Annotated in this window: 18 protein-coding genes and 5 pseudogenes; 10 read left to right on the top strand and 13 right to left on the bottom strand. The window is 54.4% G+C overall.

What is annotated here, in order from left to right:
• Nucleotides 1-4 precede the first annotated feature (4 nt).
• The gene (locus MUN73_RS20745; protein ID WP_382181099.1) at nucleotides 5-1603 is read right to left on the bottom strand and encodes a cell division protein FtsZ; all 1599 of its coding nucleotides are present in this window, start codon (nucleotides 1601-1603) and stop codon (nucleotides 5-7) included.
• Nucleotides 1604-1808: 205 nt separating this feature from the next.
• On the bottom strand, nucleotides 1809-3695 hold the full coding sequence (locus MUN73_RS20740; protein WP_250142427.1) for a CPBP family glutamic-type intramembrane protease: 1887 nt from the start codon (nucleotides 3693-3695) through the stop codon (nucleotides 1809-1811).
• A 689-nt stretch (nucleotides 3696-4384) separates the two neighbouring features.
• Between MUN73_RS20740 and MUN73_RS20735 the strand changes: the two genes are divergently transcribed.
• Nucleotides 4385-4948, top strand: a complete 564-nt coding sequence (locus tag MUN73_RS20735) for a hypothetical protein (RefSeq protein WP_250142426.1) — start codon at nucleotides 4385-4387, stop codon at nucleotides 4946-4948.
• A gap of 364 nt (nucleotides 4949-5312) precedes the next feature.
• The gene (locus tag MUN73_RS20730) at nucleotides 5313-6128 is read left to right on the top strand and encodes a pentapeptide repeat-containing protein (RefSeq protein WP_250142425.1); all 816 of its coding nucleotides are present in this window, start codon (nucleotides 5313-5315) and stop codon (nucleotides 6126-6128) included.
• A gap of 270 nt (nucleotides 6129-6398) precedes the next feature.
• On the opposite strand, the gene MUN73_RS20725 is transcribed toward MUN73_RS20730, so the two are convergent.
• Complete coding sequence (locus MUN73_RS20725; RefSeq protein ID WP_250142424.1) at nucleotides 6399-6725, bottom strand: DUF6788 family protein; 327 nt, start codon at nucleotides 6723-6725, stop codon at nucleotides 6399-6401.
• 1486 nt (nucleotides 6726-8211) lie between these two features.
• Here MUN73_RS20725 and MUN73_RS20720 point away from each other — a divergent pair.
• Nucleotides 8212-9483: an orc1/cdc6 family replication initiation protein gene (locus MUN73_RS20720; protein WP_250142423.1), complete on the top strand. Its 1272-nt coding sequence runs from the start codon at nucleotides 8212-8214 to the stop codon at nucleotides 9481-9483.
• A 10-nt stretch (nucleotides 9484-9493) separates the two neighbouring features.
• On the opposite strand, the pseudogene MUN73_RS22835 reads toward MUN73_RS20720, so the two are convergent.
• Both MUN73_RS22835 and MUN73_RS20715 read right to left on the bottom strand, forming a co-directional pair.
• Nucleotides 9494-9592: pseudogene (locus tag MUN73_RS22835) on the bottom strand (type II toxin-antitoxin system VapC family toxin); the annotation flags it as partial.
• 6 nt (nucleotides 9593-9598) lie between these two features.
• Nucleotides 9599-9850, bottom strand: a complete 252-nt coding sequence (locus MUN73_RS20715) for an AbrB/MazE/SpoVT family DNA-binding domain-containing protein (RefSeq protein ID WP_250142422.1) — start codon at nucleotides 9848-9850, stop codon at nucleotides 9599-9601.
• Between the two features lie 142 nt (nucleotides 9851-9992).
• On the opposite strand from MUN73_RS20715, the gene MUN73_RS20710 reads away from it, so the two are divergent.
• Complete coding sequence (locus MUN73_RS20710) at nucleotides 9993-10967, top strand: MBL fold metallo-hydrolase (protein ID WP_250142421.1); 975 nt, start codon at nucleotides 9993-9995, stop codon at nucleotides 10965-10967.
• 606 nt (nucleotides 10968-11573) lie between these two features.
• Nucleotides 11574-12746, top strand: coding sequence for a Fic family protein (locus tag MUN73_RS20705; RefSeq protein WP_250142420.1), 1173 nt, complete (start codon nucleotides 11574-11576; stop codon nucleotides 12744-12746).
• Nucleotides 12747-12829: 83 nt separating this feature from the next.
• Here MUN73_RS20705 and MUN73_RS20700 read toward each other — a convergent pair whose 3' ends face one another.
• The 4 genes and pseudogenes from MUN73_RS20700 to MUN73_RS20685 form a co-directional block, all read right to left on the bottom strand.
• The gene (locus MUN73_RS20700; RefSeq protein WP_250142419.1) at nucleotides 12830-13252 is read right to left on the bottom strand and encodes a DUF7970 domain-containing protein; all 423 of its coding nucleotides are present in this window, start codon (nucleotides 13250-13252) and stop codon (nucleotides 12830-12832) included.
• Complete coding sequence (locus tag MUN73_RS20695) at nucleotides 13249-14124, bottom strand: ParA family protein (protein ID WP_250142418.1); 876 nt, start codon at nucleotides 14122-14124, stop codon at nucleotides 13249-13251. The genes MUN73_RS20700 and MUN73_RS20695 overlap by 4 nt, the downstream gene beginning before the upstream one ends.
• Before the next feature lie 743 nt (nucleotides 14125-14867).
• A pseudogene (locus MUN73_RS20690) lies at nucleotides 14868-15112 on the bottom strand (ATP-binding protein); the annotation flags it as partial.
• Nucleotides 15113-15419: 307 nt separating this feature from the next.
• Nucleotides 15420-15722 carry a hypothetical protein gene (locus MUN73_RS20685; RefSeq protein ID WP_250142417.1) on the bottom strand — a complete coding sequence of 101 codons (303 nt, stop codon included), beginning with the start codon at nucleotides 15720-15722 and terminating at the stop codon, nucleotides 15420-15422.
• A 266-nt stretch (nucleotides 15723-15988) separates the two neighbouring features.
• Here MUN73_RS20685 and MUN73_RS20680 point away from each other — a divergent pair.
• The 3 genes and pseudogenes from MUN73_RS20680 to MUN73_RS20670 all read left to right on the top strand — a co-directional run bounded on the left by MUN73_RS20680 (nucleotide 15989) and on the right by MUN73_RS20670 (nucleotide 19231).
• A pseudogene (locus MUN73_RS20680) lies at nucleotides 15989-16589 on the top strand (IS6 family transposase).
• A 301-nt stretch (nucleotides 16590-16890) separates the two neighbouring features.
• Entirely contained in the window at nucleotides 16891-17631 is a 741-nt protein-coding gene (locus MUN73_RS20675) for a MarR family transcriptional regulator (protein ID WP_250142416.1), read from the top strand.
• Between the two features lie 403 nt (nucleotides 17632-18034).
• The gene (locus MUN73_RS20670; protein WP_250142415.1) at nucleotides 18035-19231 is read left to right on the top strand and encodes an MFS transporter; all 1197 of its coding nucleotides are present in this window, start codon (nucleotides 18035-18037) and stop codon (nucleotides 19229-19231) included.
• A 46-nt stretch (nucleotides 19232-19277) separates the two neighbouring features.
• Here the strand turns inward: MUN73_RS20670 and MUN73_RS20665 are convergent, their stop codons facing one another.
• The 3 genes and pseudogenes from MUN73_RS20665 to MUN73_RS20655 all read right to left on the bottom strand — a co-directional run bounded on the left by MUN73_RS20665 (nucleotide 19278) and on the right by MUN73_RS20655 (nucleotide 22213).
• On the bottom strand, nucleotides 19278-20417 hold the full coding sequence (locus MUN73_RS20665; protein WP_250142414.1) for a tyrosine-type recombinase/integrase: 1140 nt from the start codon (nucleotides 20415-20417) through the stop codon (nucleotides 19278-19280).
• A gap of 400 nt (nucleotides 20418-20817) precedes the next feature.
• Nucleotides 20818-21526 (bottom strand): annotated as a pseudogene (locus MUN73_RS20660) (transposase); the annotation flags it as partial.
• Between the two features lie 10 nt (nucleotides 21527-21536).
• Nucleotides 21537-22213: pseudogene (locus MUN73_RS20655) on the bottom strand (IS6 family transposase).
• Between the two features lie 112 nt (nucleotides 22214-22325).
• Here MUN73_RS20655 and MUN73_RS20650 point away from each other — a divergent pair.
• Complete coding sequence (locus MUN73_RS20650; RefSeq protein ID WP_250142413.1) at nucleotides 22326-23216, top strand: branched-chain amino acid ABC transporter permease; 891 nt, start codon at nucleotides 22326-22328, stop codon at nucleotides 23214-23216.
• A complete protein-coding gene (locus MUN73_RS20645; RefSeq protein WP_250142412.1) occupies nucleotides 23216-24235 on the top strand; it encodes a branched-chain amino acid ABC transporter permease in 1020 nt (339 codons plus the stop codon). The genes MUN73_RS20650 and MUN73_RS20645 overlap by 1 nt, the downstream gene beginning before the upstream one ends.
• A 40-nt stretch (nucleotides 24236-24275) precedes the next feature.
• Here MUN73_RS20645 and MUN73_RS20640 read toward each other — a convergent pair whose 3' ends face one another.
• Complete coding sequence (locus MUN73_RS20640; protein WP_250142411.1) at nucleotides 24276-25262, bottom strand: LLM class flavin-dependent oxidoreductase; 987 nt, start codon at nucleotides 25260-25262, stop codon at nucleotides 24276-24278.
• Nucleotides 25263-26763 lie beyond the last annotated feature (1501 nt).

Below are 26763 nucleotides of genomic sequence, written 5' to 3'. Positions count from 1 at the left end.
GTCGTTATGCCATGTTCTCCCGTCCGAGCGACGAAAACAGCGCCTTGACGGCGTCCCACTCTTCACGGACGTTCTCCGCCTGCTCGCTACTGCCTTCCTGTTTGAGCCGCTGGGCCCGATCGTACATGTCGGCCAGCGACGGCATCTCCGGGTTCCACAGCGTTCCCCAGAGGTGGACATCGTCGAGGTCCGGCGTAACGAGCTGTTTGACGTGAACGTCGACGGTTTCAATCCCGGCAACGTCTCCCGCATCGAGAAACTCTTTGTCGGAGATGATTTCGGTTAGCGTTCCGTCGGCGACGAACTCGGAGATTTCGTCCATCTTTTCGCTGGGTCCGTACACCAGGAACGTCCCGCCCCAGGCAGTTGTCGGATCGAATTCGGCCAGTTTGTTCTGGAAGAGCGCGTTCCGGACGAGTATCTCGAGTTTCGACCGGTCGAACGAACTCGCACGCGATCGTCCCAGCACCGGCGCAAGGATCACCGCCGGCGTAAACGAGACATCCGGATTCAGCTGGTACTTGTCCTCAACTGGCCGGAAACTGTCGGCTGGATCGAACACGTCACCCATGATCGACATCGTCGCGTCCCGATCGAGAAACTGTGGCACCGACGACATCGTAAACGCCTCGAGAAACGCAACGAGCGGCCGATTCACGTCCGTGAACTGTGGCGGATTGTACTCTTCTAGTCCGTCGATCCGCGGCCGGATATCTGCCTGTACGTTCTCGAGGCGGGTATTGTCGAACGGAATGATCGCGTCCACCGCTCGGGAGGTACGGGCTAGCCCGACGACGCCGTTTACCTTCGCACGGCCACCGTACTCCGAATATTCGGTCCCTTCCGACGGGATGACGACGCTGCTAAAGAGCGGCTTTGGAACGATCGTATTGTCCGCGAGGACGTCACTCCTGAGACGATCTGCCACGACCGGCGTCGCACCACAACCGGTCCCCTTCGTGACGCTATGGATGAACATCACTGCCTGAGAGTCCTGAATCCGCTCCGCCTTCATGTCCCAGCGCTCTCGAAACGGATCGGAGTCGCCCTCGAAATCGGCCTCCATCAGCTGTTTCCCGATGTCCCACCTGTAGCCTGCCCCCGCGTAATCGTGGCGACCGAACCCAATGATACAATTCGGTAGTAGGTCGTTGCGGCTGTATCCCTTCTCCTCCTGTGCGTAGTACGTCTGCTCGAGTTCGCTGATATTCGTGTTCAGCGGACCGTAGCCGGCGAGCCCGCCCTCCCAGATCCGAGCGCGTCGCTCGTTGTTCTCCGCCAGAGTCTCGCGGCGCAACAGGATCGCATCGAGAATGTTGTTCCCCGCACCCCCGACACCGATGAGGAACCACTTCTTGCCGTAGGAATCGTCGAGCAAATCGTCGCTCGGAGTCTCGGTCGATTCCTCCGGCGTCGGTCGGGACCGGTCGTCAGTCGACCCCTTGTCGGACGCATCCGCGGCGAACACCTCCTCGCACAGTTCCGGATACACCTGTTCGACGGACTCTGGTTCGTCGCCGTGTGCGTCTCGAACGTGTTCGACGAGGGTCCGCCGGTCCCACTCTCTCTCTTGCGCCATACAGATTTTACAGAGACTCGTCATTCTCGGTGATATCCCATCCGTACGTCGGAACTATCTAAAGTATTACGTGTGAACTCGCCATGGTTCGATACGCAATATCCGACACGGGCAGTGATCACAGCCTCGTAATAAAACATCACATATATTGTGGTTTATTTATATGAAAGACGACTGTTTCACGATTGAGACTGCCGACGCGCCGATGAGAGACTACTCGGCGGATTATTCACCCGCCGTGGCGATCGAGGAACCGATTTCGTAACGTCTCGAGTCCGGATTGGGCCGCCGTTCGATCGGTGAATTCGATTTCGAGAAAGCCCGGCGGTGCTCCCTCCTGCAGATCGATGGCGGCGACGATATCCGTTTGTCGACGACAGAACACGACCAGTTCCTCAAGGATATCCGATCGAGCGACGCTATTCGGTAGGCGTTCGGTCTGATACTGGACCGCTTCACTGTTCGTCCCGCCATCTAGTTCCCGGAGGACGAACAGGATCTCGTCGGCAACATCCCCAGTCGCGACGCCGCTACGGGAACCCATCGATGCTGTGGTGCCGGCGGTCACGTCGCCGGCTGCCGATCCCTCCTCCGTGCGTCTCGAACCAGTCCTACTCGTCGAGTGGCTGTCTTCGGTATCCGGCGTATTCCGGTCATTTATGGCGATCGCGGTACCGGTAACCTTCGCGTCGACGTCGTACTGTCGCTCGATGATCGGTGTGAGGTCGCTCACGAGTGCCTTCGGAACTGCATCCGGGAGTTCGACCGTGCCACTTCCGTGTTCGATCGTCCCGACCAACCCGCCGAGGAAGTCCACGGTGACGAGCAGATCGTCGGCAGCCTCGGCTGCGTCTCGAAGTTCCCGTTGTGAATCATTGAACGAACAGCGATGTAGCAGATAAGTCGCGTCTGAGATGTCGCGTTCGATCTCGGCGATGCCCTCGAACTCGTCGTGGCGACCCGCCAGAACGAAGTCGTCGACGCGGTCGGCCAGTGCTCCGTCTAGTCGTTCGACCAGTTCTCGGACATCCGTTAGCGTCGCGGTGACTTCGCGTCGCAGTTCGACGATCTGCCGCTCGTTGCGGCAAACGTGATTGGTGATCTCCTCACGATGTTCGTCGACCGCCTCGGCAGCCATGGCTGCCTCCCGAAGCGTACCGTTTTCAAGTCGGTCCTGGACGGCCTGCTCGGCGTCTCCGAGGTAGACTGTCCGGTCCGACGGTGGTATGGAAAGCTCGCGATAGCGGCTTGGAAGGTTCACGATCTCGTACGGTTCGCCATCTGGCGCAGTCGGTTTCATTTTGAGGCGACCGTCGGCGAGCGCGTCCTCGAGTCCGCGGCGGAGTTCTCTGACAGCGCGGTCGATCTGCTCCCGATCGAATTCGTGACCCTCTCGCCTGTCAGACCTGAGGTCGCGAACGTGTTCGACAGCGTCGGGAACGATCGGTTCGAGCCGCTCAAGCGTCGTTTCTCCGATTCGCTCCTCGAACGTGGCTGACGCGGGTTCCCCCTGAATTTCGTTCCCGCTCGAGTCAGCACCTGTTCGATCGGTGGGATCGTCAGTGGGCCCCGTCGATCGGAACCAAGCGACAAACACAACGCCTGCGGCGACCAGTGCCGTTCCAACCAGTACGAGCGGGAGTGGATCATCAACCAGCGATAGGACTGCATCGAATCGATTGATCCACACCACCGAATTCGCTCCCGCATCGACGGGCAGGTCCCGTCCCTGTATTACGGACGCCATCCCACCACCCGTAACTCTATCTGCATATCGGGAGTGTCGACAGTAGAAGTGCAAAGAAGTATCGGCTATCGGACTGATGCCGATCGACACCTGCAAGTTATTTTGATATGCCCCAGCCGAGCAACTACCGATCAGAAAGCCTCTGAATAGTACTTCCTCAGCTAGTGGTGCAACGATGACACCCCCGAAAATGACAGAAGCCATAACATGGGTATCGGATAGAGTGTATTCGTACCCTCCTATAGATGGAGTTCCGACTATCTCAACAAGCCCAACAGTCACCTCAACAAGCGAGGGGCGAATAGCCCCGAGCGCGGTAGGACAGGGTAGTTCACAGTGCACTACCGCCCCCGAGATGCCAGAATTCATACGATACCTGACACCTGATTGAAGATATGACCAAGGAGTCAGACCTTGATCGAGATCCAGCCGACATTACAAATTTCCTGTATCGTCTTCGCCCAGGAGATCAAATCTCGGTCACCACGAACAAGTCTTGGAGTGATGGAAGGCAGATGAGAGTCTGGAAAATAGTGATCGAAGAGCAAGGCGATAGAAAAAAACTATCAGATTTACGGACGGGGCCCACAACAGGACAACGGAAGTTACGAGTTGATGCCAGAAACACCAAAAGAAAAGGGGAACCACCCTGCACCAGAAGGGTTTCACCGAACGCCGAACACTGACGCGACGTACCGAGAGACCACCGGCGGAGCCATCGTGAACCTCAGACTCGTTCAGTGACCGTGCTACCGTGGTAGTATACAAGTCGAAATTCACCGTGTCGCCTCTGCAAAGCGCCCTGAATCCTCATCGTCCCATAGCCCTCTTGCCCATCGCCCTCGAATCCATTCTTCAGGCTTGTTTAGTCTTATAATTGTATCCGATACGAAGAGCCCAGTGACGACTGGCTTGATGGCGTTTAAAGCCATTGCGTCAATTATCAGAATGTATAATATGTATCAAAAGTAGTAAGCGTGTGGACAGATTACTCATCGAAGTCGCGTCGAAGTCGAATGGACTCACGATCGAGTAACGACTTGAGATGACGTATCACGATGGCTCACACCACTGCTTCAGCCTGTTCGTATCGATACCAGACACTGAGCCACACGCAGCCTGCAGATACTGTCGACGTCCCCCGCACAGATCCAGACGGCTGTCCGCATCCTGCAGCTGACGGTGAGGACGATCGCTGTCTCTTCCACGCAACTGAACGAGAGTTTCCACCCGCTGCGCTGACAGAGTCGTTCATTGACTCGGTCAAATCCCCAGAGCGTGACGCGACCTTTGCGGGCGGTCGCCTCGGCGATCTCGATCTGTCCAATCGCGTCCTTGACACATCCGACGGCGAACCGATCGATCTCAGAGGTGTGACGATCGACGGGTCCATCGATCTCACCGGGGCGATCGTGAATGTCCCGTTACTGCTCGGCAACGCGGCGCTCACCGGCGCGCTGGAAGGCGAACGTTCCACGTTCGAAGCTCCGGTGGATCTGGCCGGCACCAGCGTCGAGAAAGGTGTGTACCTCCACAACGCAACGTTCGAAAGCGGCATCGCCGCAAACGGATTCGAGGTGGCTTCGTTGATGCGCGTGCGCTCGAGGCCGCTGGTCCGGTAATCTTCGACGACGCCGAGTTCTCTGCGAACATCCGATTCGCCCGATCGCAGTTCGACGGACCCCTCTCCTTCGAGAACGCCCACTGGAACAATCTCGCGGACTTCACCGCGATCGACGGCCGATCAACCGCGTCGTTTGACGATATAACCGTCGGCGTCGAAGTGCGGTTCGTCGCGGCTACGTTTCACGAACTCTGGTCGCTTGTTCGCTGTCAGATCGCCGGAGATGCCGACTTCGAACACGCTGTCGTAGAGGGAGAACTGGACGCAACAAGCACATCGTTCGGCGGCCGCGCCGTCTTCGTGCTGGCCTCGTTCACGGGAACGACCGTATCGATGTCGAACGCAACTTTCCGAGACGAGGCGTGGTTCTACACGGGACGTTCAATGGGCCGGTCGATCTGTCTCAGGTGCGATTCGAAGACTTCGCCCACCTTCGCGACGCCGAGTTCGGCTCGGACGTCTGCCTCAGGGACGCCGCCTTCGAGTTTCAGGCATTCCTGCACGAATCAACGATCGAGGGTGCCATCGACGCCAGGAACGCGACGTTCGAACACTTCCAGTTCGCCGCGACCGTCTCAGGTGACGTCGACTTCAGCGGTGCTCGATTCGGCATGCGTGGACTCTTCGCTCGGACCGAGATTGACGGTACGGCGTTGTTCGACGATGCGTCCTTTGCGGGGAACCCCGACTTCAGCGACAGTCGATTCAAAGACCGCGTCTTGTTCGCGAACACGGAATTCCTCGTCGAACCGTCGTTCGACGGAACACAGTTTGCGGTCGATCCTGATCTGGATGCTGCTACCTATCCACAGTACAGTTCTACGGATCTGTCCTATCGGCGCCAGAATATCGTCGTAGTCAGAGAGAAACTCCAGAACGCCGGTGAGACGCTGTCCGTGGACGTGCTTACTGGCGACGTCGTCATCCCGGTCAGCGCGACTGGGTTACTCAATCCCAGCACAGACCTCCAAAAGCAGTCACGGAGGCACTTCGAGAGATTGTCCACTCTGACTGGTACAGCCTATTCGATCGATCGGTCGAACTCGCTCGTACGGCAGCGTCCGAACTCGGAGACGACTTGTACGCGGGATTCGTGTTTGGGCTCTCGGTCGATCAATCCACGTACGATGCCGCCTCGTTTATTGACACCTCGAGACTCATTGGTGCGCTTCGATTGATCAAGTCCGACGGGAAGGTACGGTTCGGACATCTGGACCCAGTCGTGTCCGATCTCGACTACGTGATCTCCGTTCCAAGAACGACGCGTTCGAATCGGGCGTTTCCGTCGGGACACATAATGAGTTCCGGAAGGCGAGTTTTAGATGACAGGTTCTCCAGACGGTGCTACTCGAACGCGACAAAACATTCGATCGCGGCGTTCGTGATTATCTGCCAGCACTTGTCGCGGCGGGACGAATCGATCGATCCGATGAACATCTGCAAGCTGGCTACTCATCCCGATTTACAGGACTTTTGTACTTCGAACGGATCTTCTCCCCGTCGCGCCACTGCCAGTAGTAGTACCGGTTGTCGTTTATTTCTTTGATCGTGATCGTCGCTTTCGAGGGGACGTCATCCGGAAGCTCCTCGGATCGACCTTGGGTTCGATCGTTCTGTTCGTCTTGTTCTTCGAGGCGTGCTTCGCGTTCGCGATGCTCCGCGAGTTTCTCCGCGTACTGCGTAACGTCCCGAAGAAGGTCTGGGGAATAGGTATCCAACGTTTCAACCGCGTCATCAGGGAGCGTCTCGGGCGGAGATGGTGAGGCGTAGGACATCGATCTGCCGTATTAACCAACATGTACGCCGATCGCATAGCTCTGTTGGTTAACAGACTAGAGTTGGCTTGGTTCGATCGGTCTCGAGGAATCCACTATTCAATCATTCTTCACTATGGTCCAACGATTCTCTGACCATTCACGATGCTGATCGTCAGGGTCGCCGTGTCCAATCTGTGAATTAACCAACAAGCGTAGGAAAAAGGCACTGCGTTGGTTAATGATGAAGAGGGTTAGTTCGGGATCAGCTTGAGATTACCGAGGGTCTGATTCGAACACCCCTCTATCGATGTGTTTCCGAAAGCCGCGAGAGATCCTTCCGAAACGATCGTTCGAGAGGACGGTGCCGGCGTTTCTCATCTTTTTTCGATGGAAGAACACAGACACCCCTCTATCGATGTGTTCGATGTCTTTGGAGGGTGGGGGGAGAATCGGGTGTAGTCGAGATAGGATAACTCCACAAGAACGACTCAAACATCGAAAATCACGGATCAGACTCAGAACCCTCAATTATCGATTGATTCAAGATATCCCTATCTTCATTCTTCTTCTAGCTTTCTAGCTAGAACACTCACACACCCCTCTATCGATGTGTTCGATGTGTTCAGTAGTTGGAGAAATCGTGTCCGTCTGGAACCAACAATATCCCGCTGTTCTGGTCGACGTCTGATCGATAGAAATCATCTCCAAAACTTCTTTTGAGCCCCTTCTCTGCACTGTTTCTACTGTCTGAGCGACTCGTCTGTCTCCCCGATCGGTCTCGCGGTACCCTACTCAAACACATCGAACACTTCGATAAAGGGGTGTCTGGGTGTTGATCAACCCACTCGCGATGGACTATCCTCAAATGGATATTGGCGACTGTTTGTTCGATGTGTTTGTATCGGCTCACCTCGGTCGGCAGTTCGTCACCATTTCCCCATTGATGCCGCTCAACACTTCGTCGCTACTTAACGACTGAATAGCTTTCGTCGATTGAACTCGCCACTTGGAGGCGAATCATTGATTGAAACGCCGATTCTCACTTCGATACAGGTAGGTACTTTTTTGACCCCTCCCTGAGTGTCGGTCTAGCATGGGTACCGATGACTCCGAGTCTTCACGCTCCGATCGGGAGCCCTCGGAGGACGAGAGTGCGACACAACCGAGATTCTCATCGAGTTCTTCCGATTCGGAGCGACCGTCGGATCGATCTTCCGACGTAGATCGGTCAGATATCGCTGATCGAGTGGACACTGACGACCGATCGAACGTCGTTAACCAATCAGACGACACTCGATCAAACGATACTCGGCCGATCGACGACGGCGAGTCGATCGATGACGACCAGTCGGATACAGGGGAGCGAAGTGACACTCAGACGGAGACTGGTGGATCTGAAGATCCTATCGATGAACCGTCCACGGCCGCTTCTGCGAACGAGTCGTCGACGAATTCGATACCCCCTACGGACGGGTCCAGTGACGATTCCCGATCGATCGAGGACATGCTTCTGGAGTTCGACGATCAGAAGGGACTCATTCGCGATCGGTCGCTTCTCGATCCGAACTATATCGTCGAGGAGGATCGAATCGTCGGCCGTGACAGACAGCTCCAGGAAGTCACGAAAATGCTCCGGGTTGCACTCGGCGACAACCGACCGCCGAACCTGTTCCTCTACGGCCCGTCCGGAACCGGGAAATCGCTCATCACGAAAGCCGTCTGCAAGAACATCAGCCGTATCTGCGAGTCTCGTAATATCCGCTTCGGGACGATCGAAGTCAACTGCCAGGACCTGGACACGCTCGGCGTCGCAGTCTACGAACTCGCCAGCCGCGCAGCCGACGAAGCTGGTGTCAGCGTCGAGGTCCCGAAACACGGCGTCGCGACGAAGGAGAAGTGGGACGAACTCTATCGGATCGTCAACGAGAACTTCGATTCGGTCGTGTTCGTCCTCGACGAACTCGACATGCTCGTGGGTCGGCGGGACAAACAGGAACCGGCGTTCTCCCGGCTGCTCTACCAGCTGTCGCGAGCCGGGGCGAACGACGACCTGACCGCGTACATCTCGGTCGTCGCTATCTCGAACGACACGAAGATGATGGAGTCGGTCGGCAGTCGAGCGCTGAGTTCTTTCACGCCGGAGGACGTCCACTTCGACGACTACGATGCGAACCAGTTGCAAGCCATCCTCCGTCGACGGCAGGACGCTTTCTACGAAGGGGTGCTAAACGACGACGTCATCCCGTTGGCCGCCGCGTTCGCCGCCCAGACTCACGGCGACGCGCGGAAAGCGATCGACCTGATTCGCGTCGCCGGCGAACTCGCCGAGCGGGAGGGCGACGAGTACGTTCGCGAAGAACATGTCCGGAGCGCGCAGGAGAAGGTCGAAAAAAACCGCGTCCTCGAGGTCGTCCGCGGGATCAGCACGCAAAAGAAGCTCTGCCTTTACGCCACGGGTGCGGTCGCCGCGGAAACAGACGACGGTACGGCTCGCAGCACGACCGGCTACCGCGTCTACGAGTTCCTGACCGATGCGATCGGTGCCGACCAGTATCATCAGGAGACCTACGTCAACAAGATGAAGGAGCTGACGACGTACTCGCTGGTCGATTTCGAACGCCGGAGCCACGGTCCGAGTTCAGGGATGTTCCTCGAGTTCCAGTTCGGCGAACGCCCGGAAACGATCCTCGAGACTCTCCGCGAGGATTCGCGTATTGACTCCGTTAGTCCCGACGAAGTCCAGTCGGTGGTAAGAGCACAACTTCGAAACACGTAGTGACGATTGAATCACCCTCAATTTCGAGAGCGATCGTGGCTGCCCCATCCTGAAGCCATTCGTCGTCCTTTGCCAGCGCGATAAAGAAGTCCGTGTCGGCGTAGATGATTATTTTTCACTCGGTGACCTCATCCACAGTATCTTCCCGGGCAGGTTCACGCGACTCTCGCTTGATCTCCTCGATCGATTTGTCGTCGAAGGCGTCGCCGACAGCATCGCGGAGCCCTTCGATCGGGTTTTCTTTGAGTGGTATCAGTTCGATCCGATCTTTGAGGTCGACAACACGGTATCGGTCCCCGTGTTTTTCCCGGATTTCATGTGGAATGACGATTCGACCTCGATCGTCTGCTTTAGCCGTTTTGCTCATTGTAATCTCTACTATTGAGGAACAAACAAAAAGCTACCACGAATAGTGCTAGCTTCCCCACCGTAGTCCCACAACGATCATAGAGTGAGATGAACAGCCATGACAGTGAGCATTATCTGTGGCTAGAACGAATATTCTATCTATGGATTTCATGGAACAGGCACCGATCCCGACACCGTTCGGGGTCGGCCGGGTGAACTGTTATCTGTTTCCCGAGAACGATCTGACCGTTCTCGATCCAGGTCCAGCGACCAAAGAAGCCTACGAAGAGCTAGGCCGGTCTCTCGATCGTATTGGTTGCAGTATCGACGATATCGATCGAGTGCTTATCACACATCCGCACATCGATCATTTCGGTCTCGCCGGACGAATCGTCGAGGAATCGGGTGCACGCGTATTCGCTCACAAAGATGCCGCCGATCGATTGTCCGATCCCATCGGGTACTTCGCGCAGGAGCAAGAGTATTTCCGACCGTTCTTGCTGTCGATGGGGATGCCTGCGGACACGGTCGATACGGTCCTTGAGCTACCGGAACCGTATGTCGATTACCAGAAACCGGTTACCGTCACTCACGAACTAACTGACGGAGACAGTATCGACGTCGGCGTCGATTTGGAGTGTATTTCCACTCCGGGTCACGCTCCTGGCTCGCTTTGTTTCCTCGCAACGTCCGAAGATGCCATGTTTACGGGTGATCACGTCCTGTCTGATATCACCCCGAATCCGCTACTTACGCTCGCTCCTGACTCGGATACGCGAACTCGAAGCTTACCGACCTATCTCGAGTCGCTCCGGTACGTTCTCGAAATCTCAGCGACGGTCGGGTACGGTGGCCACGGCGATCAGATCCCAACTCTTCACGACCGGGTTCAAGAGACGATCGCTCATCATCAGGAGCGAAAGGAACGAATTGCCGATCTCGTCGCCGAAAGCCAGCCGACGACGGCGTATCAGATCATGAAAGAGATGTTCCCGGATCTTCCGGCGACCGAAATGTTCCCTGGTATGTCGGAGGTGATCGGCCACCTCGACCTGTTAGAGGACGAGAACCGCGTCGTGATTAGCGAGGTAGACGATGTAACGCGGTACGAACTCGATACACAACAGCGTAGGTAAGTCTCCATAGCGGATTCCGCCTCTACTACCCTATTTTGCTTTTTCAACACATTATAAATTAGAGGTCCAAAGTAGGATAGGTGCTCTAACGAGCGATTTGATCCCAATTCTTGGCTCGAGAGACGTTCCGATCGCATCGAAGACACCCCTCTATCGATGTGTCCTGTTCGAGTGGTATCGTTTCACGTTCGATCGGAGTAGTGGTGAGGATCGATCGCTTTCGTTCGCCCTAATATATTTCGGTCCTTTTCACTTTCTGACGTAGCACCCTCCTCTATCGAAGTGTATTTGCCCGTCTCAGAGTGGGTACTGCCTTATCTAACCTATCGGAACACCATTATTCTTGAATCACTTATGGATTAAATAGGTCCGTGATGGGGTTTGTGGCTCTACACACCCCTCTATCGATGTGTTTCGAGATATCTGCGATTACGACCCACCCCTCTATCGAAGTGTTCCAATTCGGTAGCATGGCAGATACCCTCTATCGAAGTATCGTACCCCAGATATCCTGAGTAGTTGTGACGGTGCAATCAGCCACTCCGCTATTTTGATTTAGGGCCAAAAATACCAATAGTGGCCAGCGTATTTGTAGGGATACCACTGATGGAGCGAGATGACTTCGACGAGACGGCTCCCGGTGAAATCGTTCCCACGACGACACCGAAGGGGACGTATTCGGCGTTCCGGCCTGACCCGCTTTCCCCTTCAATCAGCACTGAGCAACTCATTACACCGCTGGCGGAGGCGACACAGGCACTTGGTCGACTCCACGGTATCGGCCCACGTGTCGGCTCAAGAGAAATCCTAATCAAGCCGTTCATTCGAAAAGAAGCGCTAGAATCCTCGCAAATCGAAGGGACACATGCTACCCTTTCAGATATTTACGCCTATGAGGCTGGACAAGAAGCCCTCATCGACGAAGATAGGCAGCAGGGAACCCAGGAAGTCGTGAACTATCTGCACGCGCTAACGCACGGATTGGATGCGATCACAGCTGGCGATCCAATTACTGTCGAATTGCTGTGCGAAATGCACGACCGGTTGCTTTCGGGTGTCCGTGGGGACGAAGCTGACCCAGGTAAACTCCGCACGACTCAGAACTTCATCGGCAGTACGCCATACATCCAGGACGCTAGGTACGTTCCGCCACCGCCGAACGACATTCCCGACCTTCTCGAAGACTTGCTTGAGTATGCGAACCGGGATACTGATCTTCATCCGCTTCTTCGAATCGGGCTGATTCACTACCAATTCGAGACGATTCACCCGTTTCTCGATGGGAATGGACGGCTCGGGCGACTATTGATCAGTCTTCTCCTGCAACGTGACGGTCTCTTGCCCGAGCCGTATCTCTACCTGAGTTCGTATTTCAATGCACGACGTTCAGAGTACGTCGATCATCTCTTGGCAGTCAGTCAGCGCGGCGAATGGGAAGAGTGGCTACTGTTCTTCTTACGTGGCGTGCAGTCGCAGGCAGATGAGGCCCACCAGCGTGCAAACTTGCTGGTTGACCTCCGTGAGGACTATCAACAGCACTACCAGAGCGAACGGTCTGAGAATATCCTTGAATTGGTCATGCGGCTCTTCGAAGATCCGTACCTTGACGTGAATACGGCGGCCGAGTGGCTGAATGTCGAGTACAGTACGGCCAACCGACTGATCGGACAGCTTGAAGATGACGGGATACTCGAAGAACTCACCGGGAAAGATCGGAATCGGTTCTACCGAGCGAGCGAAGTCTTCAAGATGATCAACAAGCCGATCGACCAACTCTGAAGTACTGAGCAGACGGGGGCTTGAGGCGTATGCATTGAGACGACCGGTCTCAACTACTGCGATCGTATTTCGATCTAGCCTGGTCAGGTGTCGAACGTCATCCCGTAACCCCACTCTTCCAGTTGTTCTTCGACGTCATCGAGTTGGTCGAGACCAGCTATTACGAGTGCTTCTCGAAGGTCGGTTAACGAGACATCGTCGTCGAATCGGTCCTCAAGTTCTCGAAGGGCATCGCGTTCGGCTCGTTTCGTTTCCGGTTGGAGGAACAGCGGAACTCGATCGCGTCCGTCCTGAACGCCATCGCGTCGAAACTTGTAGGGGATCTGCATCGACTGACGCTGTTGTGACTGCGGGGATTTCGAGGTCGATCCGCTAGTTGACTCGTTTTCGGCGTTTGCTATCGGCTCGGGCTCAACTGAACCCGTCTCCTCGCTGGTATCCGACGATGTCGTCGATGAATCCTCGGCGAATGGATCCTCGCCGGCGCCTTCTTTCATGCCGGTCATACCGATAGCACCTCGTGGGTCAGGTCACCCGGTTCGGGTGGGTTGGGTGCTTCCAGTCCGACATCCTGTTCTAGATGCCGCGCGATTCGATCGAACTGGGCGAGCGTTTCGACCTCATATTCGCGCTGGCGGTCTCGGAACTCGCGGACGTATTCGAACGCAGAACACTGTTCCATCCAGCACCCTTCCATCAGCGACGCTCGTTCGCCGATGATCTCTGGGACCGGATACTCGATCTCGTCGAGGATCTGGCGTTGATCCTTCGTGTTCTTGAATCCGATCGGAACGGCGGCAAGTACGCCAACCTCGACGTCGAGTTGATCCTCGAGACCTCCGACGAGCGCTTCGAGCCCTTCGACCGCAGCGCGACCCTTTGCGGTTGGTTCGACGGGAATCGCCAGCGATCGGGTCGCGTGGATTGCGTTGTAGAGGTGCGGTCCTTCGGTCGCAGGGGGGTCACAGATGAGAACGTCGTACTTCTCGGGTACACCCGCGTCTCGCAGGACACGAAGGAGTTGTGCGTGCATCCCGAACGCTTCGCCCATCGCTTCTGCCTGTTCTTTCTCCCGTCGGAGGTACTCCGCGAGGTCCGAGAGCATATTATGTTCGGGAACGATATCCACGCCTTCTGCGGTCCGGACCAGGTCCTCGAAGTCACCTTTTGGACGGCGAATCATGTGGCGGACGAGGTTGTCGACGGGCTCCGTCCGCTCGTCGTCTACTCCGAACAGTCGAGAGAGATTCCCGTCTTGCGGATCGAGCGGGACAACAAGTGGTTTGAGTCCCGCGCGCGCGTGCGCGACCGCTAGATTTGCGGCTGTGCTGGTCTTTCCGACCCCTCCGGCCTCGCTATACGTCGAGTACGCTAACATATTCTCTCCATGAAAGCCATTCATCTTGAAAGTTCGCCATCCTCATTCATGTCTTTATATCATTTTTTGACCTAGTGAACAACACTACTGAACATCATGAATGAACACCACTCATGAACACAATTCATGAACGCTGTTCAGCAATCTTTTTCATGGATGGTTTCCGTGGTAGTTGTCCATGAACGGGGGGAGTAGATGATAATAATGATCTCCACTACATGACTCAACGGACGGTTTGGCCACGGAAGCTCATTCGATGTATAGGACACAACTCATGAACACAATTCAAGAATGAATGTAGTGAATGAACACCACTGGTGAACAATACGAATGAACATCACTGATGAGAGTAATGGCGGTTTCGAAGTACAATAGTCGCAAGGATGGTCCAATCACCATCACCGGTAAAGACGGGGATGATGACTCTGGGCCCACCTACCGGTGCCAACCAATGGCAGATATCGAGTTCGATCGGTACACTGCCATACCAGAACTGAACGACTACGACACCGCCGGCGATTGGATCCGAGCATTCGGTATCTCGTCGGGACGATACGCAATATGTTCCTCGACGAACTCGAGGAGATCCTTCGAACAGGGTTTCCAGATATGCGGGACTTCTTGCCGTTCAGGGCGGAGAATGACAATAGCCCGAATAGAGTGTAGTGGATTGCCGGAACGGTAGTCTCCGGACACCTCAAATAGCTACGCGATCCGATCGCCTGGACGAGAGCTCCTGGTGACTACGAGGCAGTCGATAAAGTGCCTGAGAAAACCTGATCGAGATCGTCGAGGTCGAAAAGCGACCAGTTGTCGTCGAGATGTCGGTAAGGTTGTCGGTGATCCTACTTTTCGAAAAGAGAGCAAACCGTTCAGATCGATCTGTAGGGCCCCACCGGACGCTGTCGGCCTTCGTTCGAAGATCCTTGACGAGTCCGCGACCGACCGGATCACTGGTCCATTTGCATTCGGCGAGGAGGAGGCGATCGCAGAAGGTCATACTCTACCTAATGATTACTGCGATAATGACTTGTGTTTTGGTACGGTGACCGGAATGTGACTGAGAGAGCACACTTCAAAGGAGACTACCGAAGATTGACGGTTCCCTCTCGGTGGTGGCTGAACCTATGTCTACGATTTATTCTCGCGTTCTCTACCATCCCAGCACCGGAATCATTGAGTGTGCCAGAGGTCCACGTTGATTACGGTACACATGCCAGAAACAACAGCAACTGACTGGCGATAGAGTGCTTGAATGTTACAGTAGATTAGTCAGCGACGCAAATACAGGGATATCATCGAATTTCTCGGAAGTCTGCACCTGTGCTCCTGCTGATCTGTCCTATCATCGTCTGAACTAGATCTGTCGGGTCGTCATCACCAACTCTCGAAGAGTGATCCAGAACTTCAACATCAAGGATGCGTGCGTTCTCTAAACTACCATCTTCCACTTCGATATTGAGGATAGACTGGGTATAGATCGCAATCACACGGCTCTCAGAGACGGTCAGATATTCAATTTCGAACGACGAGAACGCGGCAGTGAGATCGATACTCGAAGCAAATTGATATCGCTTCGGTTTTTTACCGGCTGCCATTATATTGTCACTCTACACACCCTGTGAAAACTCTATGGGGAATGGAATCGCACGGGCATTCGACGGGAACCTGCCGAGATTTGGGAAATGAGTCGACGGCCCCTCCTGGAAGTTAGAATTAACCAACAGATTGTGGGTATAGAGCGACGTGTTGGTTAATTCCTGATCCTGGTCGAGGCGGCGCTGTCCAGATTAGAGTTTGAGGGAGTGAGGCGATAGGATTCGGGGTGGATATATAAGAATTCGATTACCTAGTCGGAGCTAGCATTGGGTTTGAGTTAGACTTTGTATAGCGCAAGCAGACACTGCACCAGCTGATAAAGTTCAGTATCCAGCTCCAGTTGCGAGAATCATCACTTTTAGTTACTGTGCTTTTCTTGGAGTATTTCGATATCAAGCGGGCGCGCTCGACTGTTTACAACTGGGTCCAGAAAGCTGACTACAGCCGACAGACGGAGCCCAGCCGGATCACGTTACGCTCGACGAAACCGTGATTCAACTGGACGAGAAATGCTACTGGCTGTATGCGGCTGTCGATCCCGAAACAAACGAACTCATCCATATCTGGCTCTCTTCGACGCGCAATGAGGGTGTCACCTCGATCTTCCTCTCCGAGTTGTCCGAGAAACCCGACGTCAACGATACAGTATTTCTTGTCGATTTTGGTCCTTGGCTGAAAGTAACTCCCCACGGATACGGACTCCGATTCGACATGAGATACACGGAAATCGGAACGCTGCCGAATATTTCTTTTAGATAGTAAAACAGCATATCTACCATTCTAAAAACTATTCTAGGAACGCCAATTCAGCAACCGCGGAGACATGGTTGCAGAGCTACGCATACTGCTGGAACCAGCTAATCTGAACAATGCCTAGACGCGCCGGTAATAAGACGAGATGGGCGGTCGCGTGCGGTGCTGAGGGCTCTTCTTGTGTGACCGAGTGGTCCTTAGTCCAGATGCATCGAATCAAGCTTTCTTGGTTGAGTAATAGTCGAAAGGTTTGAGTAATAAGTGAAGAAGTATCCAATCACTATTCTAAACCATTTCATTCAGTAATAGAGTTTCATTTTAGTTTGACAGGAAAACTATGGAGTATTCAGTTAGTTATACTGTACTCTGGTGGATGTGAACTAGATACACGAATCTGTCCATCAGTAGGGAGACATGAGCGAGTCAACAAAGAATCCAGCAGGCAAACCATCACAGAACCCGGCGTCCGTTCCACGTGCAACTATCCATAAACAAATCCTCGATACTGCAGAATCGCAACCAAATGCATCGATGGAAGCACTCGCAAGCGACGTGTCTGGGGCAACACCCGGGCTTGTCGAGAGAGTTCTTGAAGAATATGGCGATCCCGTTGACGATGATCCGTCGATGACTGAAACTGCGTCCAGCACATCCGATGATCAGCTTGACACACCGTCAGAGAACGATGAAACCGAATCAAAAGAGGATCAGGAACTGTCCGCACCACCGGATCCAGCCAAGGTGAGCAAGAAACAATGGGGGGTTTTACAAGCGATTTATGAGAATCCAGATGCGACCCAGCGGGATCTCGCTGAACGCTTTGACGTGACAGCCGCAACGATTTCGCGACGGGTCAACGCTATCGATGGGTTCGAATGGGGGTCTCGAGAGAAGTACGCCAACCAGATATTTGACAACGGAAATACAGAACCAATGATGCAGGACCACACGGACACCGCAGTCGAAGACCACGGAAGCCGTCTCGATGATCTTGAACAACAGGTACACCGACTCGAAACCCAGGTGAATGACTCCACATCACAATTCAGCAGTGACGATTCTGAACTCGTGGCGAAAGTGATGCATGCGTGTCTTCACTCGGACCAGATCACCGAAGACGAAGAGGTACAGATACTGACCGAATTTCTCTCCTGACCGAATTTCTCACTTGACGCGCCCGTCCCGCGCCTCGTACGATCGCGGCTGGCGAGCCAGTGACCCTGGCCGACCGGTGGTCGACGGTGCCGGCCAAGGGTGCGCACGCGTGCGTGTCTTGTGGAGTAGTGCTGCGTCGCCTATAGTAGCCACTGAAAGTCAATGCTCACTCGATCGAACAGCTGTCGTGCGATCGGTGTGTGAATTGTTCAGTTATCACTATAGCTCGTCACGCACTCGGTCGCACTCGCTCCCCGCACCGAGGCGGATGGCTCTCGGCACCTCTAGTGATCGCCAACGGAGCGTGCGCCGACACAATCGGTGACCCAATCGACCGGCGCCGGACAAGAACAAGACTGAAGAGCGCAACCGACGACCATCGAGAGGGAGACGTTCACCGACTGTGCGCTATATTGCGGCGACAAAACACGCGATCGGCGATCTCCGAAGCGACGGCCGTGGGAAGATCCTGCTCGCTGTCGCTTTCGGCTGGTTTCTGTCGATCAGCGTGCGGATGATCTTTCCGGCGGTGTTACCGCAGATCCGCGGGACGTACGGCCTCTCGCTCACGACGGCCGGCTTCCTGTTGACGGTACTCTGGATCGCGTACGCGAGCGGACAGCTCCCCGGTGGCATCCTCGCTGACTGGGCCGGGGAGCGTCGACTGTTGATCGCCAGTTCCCTCCTGGCGGCGACGATGCTCACACTCGTCATCGTCGCAGACTCGCCGCTCATCTTGTTTCTAGCAACGGCCCTGTTCGGCCTGGGGACGGCGCTGTACGGCGTCTCGCGCTTTACGATCCTGGAGAAGATTTACCCCGAGCAACTCGGGACGGCCACGGGCGTGACGATGGCCGCCGGCGACTTCGGGAACGCCGTGATGCCGCCCACGGCCGGGTTCCTCGCGGCGGCGCTGGCCTGGCAGTACGGTTTCGGGGTCGCCGTGCCGCTCTTCTTGGTCGCCGCGGGCGGGCTCTGGGCGACGCTTCCGCGCCAGCCGGCAGCACCGACACCACTGCGCGAGTCCCTCGCGCTCGACGATATCGCCCCGACGCTGTCGCAGCCGATCGTGATGCGCGGCACCCTGTTGCTCGTGCTGTGGGGGATCATTATCCAGGCGTTCATGGGGTTTTACCCGACCTACCTGATGGACGTCAAGGACCTCTCGGCACAGAGTGCGACCGTGCTGTTCGGCTTCTTCTTCGCCCTCGGAATCCTGCTGAAGCCGATGGCAGGCCGGGCCTACGACCGAATGGGCGTCCGGGTCCCGCTGTTAGTGCTGATGAGCACGGCCGGGCTCGCGCTTCTCGCGCTGCCGTTCGCCGAAACGGTGTGGCTGTTCGTCCTCCTGACCATCGGTGCGAGTAGCCTCCTGGGATTCGAGACGATCGTGATCGCCGATCTCACCCGGCGCCTACCGGACGGGACCCAGGGAACGAATTTGGGCGCCCTCCGGACGGTCTACATCGCACTGGGGGCGGTGAGTCCAGTCGTCTTCGGCGCGATCGCCGACCGCGGGTACTTCGACGAAGCGTTCCTCGGAATCGCTGGGCTCGCGGGGGTAGTTGTCCTCATCGTAGCCGGTTCGATCGAGTACTAAGCCGGCGAGAGTTACGGAAGTGTGAGGTATGCCCTCAACAAGTGGACTAGGTATCGTGTTCGGCGAAAGCGTCGCCGGCATCTCTGGCCATCTCCTTTGCCTCAATATGGGAATACGATTTTCGAACTACCTCCTCACTGTTATCCAAAAGACGAGCAGCAGCAGTGAATCCGCGCTGGCGAACCATTACTTCACCAGCGCCGCGACGCCCTCCATGTGGCGCGAGATAGCCGTGCTTGTCATCGAGGGAAATCTCAGCATCTTCGCAGAGACGCTGCATGATCCGGCGAGCACCGTCTGTATTGATCGAGGGCGGTATCAACTTGTATTCACGAAGTACCTCGAAAACATCGTGTTGACCGGTAAGCTCGTCGACTGTAGTTTCAATTTTCTCTGGCGTCCAACCATGCTCATCCCGTAATCCTGTTCGAAGCGTCTTATAGAGTGTCGGAAGATGAAACGTCGGAAATACCGGCCAGTCTCCACTCGCAGGATCTAGGATTTTTTTGTATCGCGACATGGGATTTACAGACTGTTTCGTCAGTGATCGATCGGACCAGTTCTGTTTCTTCGCGAGTACGGTCATTTTTCTATCTTCGAGTGAGACGTCCGCCCATCTGAGGCCGTTCCGCCGATCGTCTTTCGGATCCGCGAAAATCTCGCCACCGCGTACGCCGGAATAACAGAGGACGTAGACGATCGCTCGGTCACGGAACTCTCTGATTGCGTCGAACCCCTTTTCGTCGACTGCATTATGCGCTCGTTCGTCGACGTAACGCGTGATTCGCGTTCTGTCTTTGTCAGTCCAAGCCTGTTGATCGCCTGATCGGCGACCGTCATTCTCGGGAAGCGGTTCTTTTGCGACGTTTCGCTGTGCGTAGTTCGCCTCAAGGAGTCCTTCGCGAACACACCAACCAATGTACGCACTGACGTTCGCGTAGTACGTCCGGATGGTTCCGGGCTTGAGTTCTCGTCCCGTGAGGTCCCGAGCATATCGTCGGAACGTTCGCTCGTTTACCTCGTCGAACGTCCCATCTGAGTGCGGATCCGCTTCGAGCCATTCGAGAAAGTCGTCCACGGAGCGTTCGAGATTCCGTCGATAATTTCCACTTCCGTCGCCTCCTTTCGACTTCGATTGGAGGAACTGCTCGAGGGGGGCCGCAACGGAAGTCGACTCAGAATTCATGCGCGATCACCCTGGAGAGCCTGTGGCCAACTGAATCCCATCGTTCGTGATTGGTAGAGGGGATGGAGTCTCATAAAACCACACTTGATTATTGAGCTAATCAAGTGTGATCTACTAACAGCAGGAAGTGCAGTTTTTCGATAGTAGAACCCTCGTCGGACAGAAACAGATGTTAATGAACCAAACACTGCTATATAAAAATGTGGTGCTTGGGAGTTGAGACTACAGCGGGTTTAACGGGGGTGTATGTGTGGTTTCGGCCGAACTGACGAGCGGAAACTGCATCAGTTTGCTCTTCAAATGGCCATTCTTATTGTACTACCAGCTATTTGGCCGAATATCTTCGACTTCCGGAAGCGTTACCAATCAGACGGTGCGCTAACCCGAACAGAGCCCCTCACTATCCGATTCCAGTATCCTTCTTCAACAGCGTCAGCGTGTTGTCGTCTGTCACGATCGGCGAATTCTCATACTCACCAGTTAACGCAACCTGCACAAGTAGATCCACTGCTCACCAAATCGAGTACAGCAGACACGCGAACGCGAAGTAGACGAACCGTAGTCCGAAATTCTTCGACGTAGTGGCGGCCATGAATCGTTTGATCGACTTGTATCCGCTCTCGATTTCCCACCGATAGCCGTACTCAGTAAGGTGTCCACTCTCCCGATTCGTCATGAACACCGAGTACTGGCGGTGATCATCATGTCTAGAGTTATCTTTCCGGCGGTAGATCAGCGTCGTGCGATGCCACTCGTTGTCGCCGAGATGCGACTTCTGATCGGTTTCATACCTGTCCTCTCCGTTCGAGGAGTCGCTTGGCCTGGGCTTTTTCCCTGGTCTGCATCCGTTTCGGGACGACGTAGGAGAGGCCGTAGTGGTTGAGCATCTCCAGGATTGCTGGCTGTCGAACTCGCGGTCCATTAGTACGACGTGAACGGGTGCTTCAGTGGAGTCCAAGAGGTTCTCGACGATCTCCTTGCGTGACTCGCCTTTCTTACGGGCGGGCATCAAGGACGAGCGGGACTGCGTTACCGACCAGCTGGACTGTTGCCCACTGGTACGCGCACTCGTCGGTCTGTTCTTTCATCCCGATTATCTCTTCCTCGTGTCGGCACTGTCTAGTTGAGAACCTCCTCGGCTAGCGTTCGACCATCGAGCGCCTGATCCGGTCGATCGTGGTTATGTGGTGTCTGAAGCGTCTGAGCCAGCGGTGTGCGCTGGTTGGATTGGCCCTCCAGAAGGAGTAGAAGTGGTCAGTCCGCATTGAGACGGTCTGAAACAACTTTTCGACGTGGTTTCGCTCGCTGTAGTTGAGCTGACCGCTCAATTCGTGGCGAGCAAGGGCAGTCAGATAGCCGCCGGCATCGACGAGAAACTCTGTCTCGTCAAGATCATGTTTCTCGGTGAGTCGGTACAGGAACGCCGTTGCGAGGTCAGCCCACGGCGGCTGAACACGTCGATTTCCAGCGGCAGCTTCGATTCCGTGTTGATCGCGGCGTACATCCATTTTTTCTCGTCGTCGACTTCGATCTGTTTCTCGTCGACCGCGACCCGCCGACGGCATAGCCGTCGCGGGTCGCTCTGAGCCTCCGGCAGTTTGTGCGTCCAGTTCCAAATTGCGTTCTGAGACGGTTAACACCGAGTGATTCGAGCACTGCGACGACCTCTCGAACCGACAATCTCATCGATGCAGTCGCACCCCGAACACCCTGATAGGTGTCGGGGTGCGATCGTTCTCCCAAACCTCATTACAGTCAACGTCTAAGGTCTCTCTGAGTAGGTTGGCGAGTTGCATGGACACTTCTTGCCACCAACTGCTCATTCCTCAAACTCACATCTATAGAGTGCCATGCTGTTGTTCAGACTACCAAAAGATATAATAAATATGAGTGAATATTATAATCGTAATGTCATCAACAGCAACTATAGTGAGTTTGTTATTGAACGGGTTGGCATTCGGTATGTTGTACTTTCTGTTCGCCTCCGGACTATCGCTCGTGTTCGGACTGATGGGAGTAGTCAACTTTGCTCACGGTGCGCTGTACATGATGGGTGCATACATTGGTCTTCTCATATATCAACAAACCTTTGGAACAGGACTTTTTATCGTCGCATTCCTCATAGCGCCGTTTGCAGTCATGGGAATTAGCATGCTTATCGAACGGTTCACCCTCAGGCATCTGTACGACGTCGACATCCTCTATCAAGTACTCTTGACATTCGGGTTAGCTGTAATACTCGAAGGTGCATTTCGATTGGTTTTCGGACCAGTCACGCTCTCTTTCCCGACACCGGGGTTACTCAAAGGCTCCATATCGTTTGGTGGAGTCATCTTCCCGTACTATCGTCTCTTCGTTATCATCGTCGGTGCAATCGTTGCTGTTGCGTTGTACCTGTTTCTGGAGCGAACTCGATACGGTCTCATCGCCCGCGCAGGCATGATGAATCGAGACATGGTAGAGGCAAACGGGATAAACATCGATCGAGCGTATACTTTCATGTTTGGGATCGGTGGATTTCTCGCAGGTTTGAGTGGCATCATGGCTGCTCCAATGTTCGGAGTCTTCCCAACAATGGGACACGACCTCATCCTTCTGGGCTTCGTGATCGTGGTAATTGGTGGACTCGGTAGTTACAAGGGTTCAATCGTCGGTGCACTGGTCGTCGCACTCGCAGAGACGTATGGAAACTTCTTTGCACCCGAGATCGCATCCGTCACACTGTTCGCACTGATGGTCCTCGTACTATTGTTTAAACCAAGTGGGATGTTCGGTAAACCGGGGGTGCTAGCTCACTGATGAGTACTTCGCTCACCAAAATGTACATCGACACCTCGTCACGAGAGATACAGGTCTTGAGTATTGGGGTTCTGATTGCGCTATTACTTTTGCCACAATTTTTGACCTCCTACCAGACTCGTCTCGCAACGGCCTTTTTGATATTGCTTCTGTTTGTAGTGAGTTACGATTTGTTGATCGGATACGCCGGTGTGCTCTCGTTCGGTCACGCACTCCCGTATGGTATCGGAGCGTACTTTCTTGGTCTGAGTCTCCAGGGGAGACTGCCGTTTCTGGCTGAAGGGCAACTCTCCTTCTTGGCTGCAGTCGTCATTGCACTAATTGCCGTGTTACTAGTGATGTTGGTAACTGGGGCGCTGGCGCTTCGAACAAATGGCATCTATTTCGCCATGGTGACTCTAGCGTTCGCACAGATTGGGTACATCATGATGGTTGAACTGGACAGCGTAACCGATGGTGAGAACGGATTGTTCATCTCATTCCCCGACGTATTCGGTTACTCGTTAGCGAATGTAGGAAATGTGTACTATCTATCCCTCGTCTGTGTAGTGATATCCTATCTTCTGATTCGCCATCTGGTCAAAACCCCGTTCGGCCTCGTGTTACGCAGTATTCGGCAGAACGAAGAACGAGCACAGTTCATTGGTCTCGATGCATACCGGTTTCAGCTTGCTGCCTACACGATCAGTGGGTTGTTCGCTGGTATTGCGGGAATGCTCTTTGCAATTTCAAACACGTTCATCACACCGGACATGCTCTACTGGGAAACGTCGGGAGATGCCATTATGATGGCGATTATTGGCGGTATTGGAACACTATGGGGACCAGCACTCGGAGTCGCGGTTACGTTTGTGCTCGAAGAGGTGCTGAGCGGAATGTTCCTTACAGCGTGGCCAGTCTTCATAGGAATCTTCTTCGTACTGGTCGTAATGTTCATTCCAGGTGGACTGGCAGGTATCATTCAAAACTGGCGACGTACTATCTCGATCGACGATCTCAAGCGCCGGATCGAACGGTAACGCTCTGAATAGAGTTTGATCTGTGGACGTTCAGTACCAATTACAAGGTAGACGGGGCCAGTTCGGATATTGTTTGTTCAATTACACCATCGCTCGCAGTCCGTGGCGTCGTTAGCACAACGCTGTCGATATACTCACGATCGAAAACTGCCCGTACCTGTTCGCGTGCCGATTTTGGTTCGCCTGCAATGGCGAACGTTGCAACCATTTCATCGGTGATATGTGCAATAGCGTCGCTGTCGTTGCCAGCCGCTATCGCAGTGGTGAGGTCGTCGATTACTTCGGGATACTGCTGGGCAAACGCTCGTCGATACGCGTCGAATCGACTGACGAAGGTTGTAATGTGCTGTCGGACGGCATCGTACGCAGTTTTTCGATCGTCGCTTACGGCAGCAGTTATCCACGGCACTATCTCGATCGAATCGGGACACCGACCAATAGATTCTCGGCCTGATTCGATCTCTGTAGTAGCCGATTCCAGTGCCGGTAGTGGAATTCCATAGGGGATCCAGCCGTCGAAGAGTTGTCCTGTGAGCCGTCGGTTCGCGGGACCAATTGCTGCATTGTACAGCGGAACCTGTACCTCTCGACAGGGGAGGTCACACACGGAAAAGATATCCCCATCGTACTCCGTCGAATCGTCATCGGAAGTTAACGCCTTGATGATATCGACTGTCTCTTCTAGTCGCTGAAGCGGCCGGTCAAATGCCAATCCGTGATAGTCTTCGACGATAGGGGGGTGGCTGGCCCCCAGTCCGAGAATGAATCGTCCGCCGGATTGTCGCTGGAGAGACATTGCCGACATCGCGAGCAAGGTCGGTGTACGTGTGTAGACGTTTGCGATACCGCTCCCAAGCGTAATGGAACTGGTTTGAGTAGCGATTTCAGAGAGTTTCACGAACAGATTATGTTCGACTCCCTCCCCAATCCAGACCGATGTGTATCCTAGCGCCTCGGCACGGACTGCAAAATCGACAAGTGATGTGTGTGTAGTCGATCGAGGGAACAAACCTACTGATGGTGCCATAACTCCCGTTACTGGTCAGCGGAGAAGTACTTTGTGCTAGCTGGTTTGCGACGATACTGTCTGCCGGTAGTGATACAGGAGTTATGTTGTTGGAATCGATCAAGTCGGATACCCGCTGTCGTTTCGGCCACATACTGTGATGAAACTAGACCGGTCGAGATCAACTGCGGCAATCTAAACAGCATCCGTGGTTGAATCGGCAGGTTCAGGGGGTGAACAGCGAAGTTCACTGGCCGATTTGCGTCGCTCAGATCGAATTCGGAGATTCACCTGCAATTGCCATCGAAACAGTCCAAATCAATTGCGAGAGAACTGGTAGACCAGGTATCATTTGCTTCCAGCGGCATCAATAGCCATACGACCGGCGAAGTTGCCTCCCCAACGGTGGAATGTGGTACGCATGATCTGGTGCGTGAATGACAGACGGTCACGGATGGAACAAAGACCGTTCGCTATTAATGTACGGTAGTCCGTAACAAGCAGCTGATTTGTGTCTGTACTTGTTCAGATGGGCCCCATTCTACCGAAGTATATCGGCCACGTTCAGACCATTATGCAGAAGATCCTCTGTTCAAGACCAGCCGAACAAACGTACTATAATACCGAACGTACATGTCCCATGTTATCGTGTACCTCGTGCGAGAATTCACAACACAGTCGAGAGAACAGGATAGCCGATCACCAGCTTGAACAGGACGGATATTACACCAGTACGGGTGTCAACAACGTATGGATACGAGCCAGTCCCCGGTAGACGAATCAGATGTCGCAGCTCGCAATTGATGGTCGGGACCTGGACACAGGAAGACCGGTATGAAAGTGCATTGCCGACATCTATTACAACAGTACCGGTGTAATATATGGGTGGCGTGTTCAACGACTTATCATCCGACGTACCGAACGTATTGTCAACTGACAAAATACGTTGTACGTCAATGTCGTACGCACTACGAGATATAATCTCGTGCAAACGTCTGGGTCAGTTGAACGCGAGTCTCAAACCCTGCTACAAAAGATAGCGAGAGCGTGAGGGAGGGGACAGACCATACAGGACCGAACAGGGCGAACAAATTAGCGTTCGCCATTGGCGAAAGTTTGTATGGTCTTCGAGAGGGCAGTAGCAAACAAGTCGGCGACCCGGTATCGGCCGATCGCACCAGCGGAGCGTCGGTGTATACCCGATTAATCGACGGCTTTGTGATCGGCGTGGAAACCCGTTTCAGTGGCCAGAAAACGCGTGATCGGTTCTCGGGGCTAGCGAGACGGCTGCCAAGAGATGGGAGTTCCGACCACAGCTGCATGGCCCCGGCAGTAAAGAACCGGTTTTGAGATTGCAGGTTCATCGATGACTGTCCGGATCTAGCAGTCGGAATCGACGGTTATGGTCGTCGGTGAGGTGACAACGTCATTCACCGGAGCTAGGTTCTCGAATGGAAGATCCCAGTCACAACCTTTAGACTACTGAATTGACTCGAAGGTTACCCACTGTCCTTCATCCCCA

Origin of the sequence: Halosolutus amylolyticus (assembly GCF_023566055.1) — an archaeon.
Taxonomy (GTDB): Archaea; Halobacteriota; Halobacteria; order Halobacteriales; family Natrialbaceae; genus Halosolutus; species Halosolutus amylolyticus.
This window is presented reverse-complemented; position numbering and strand designations above follow the sequence as displayed.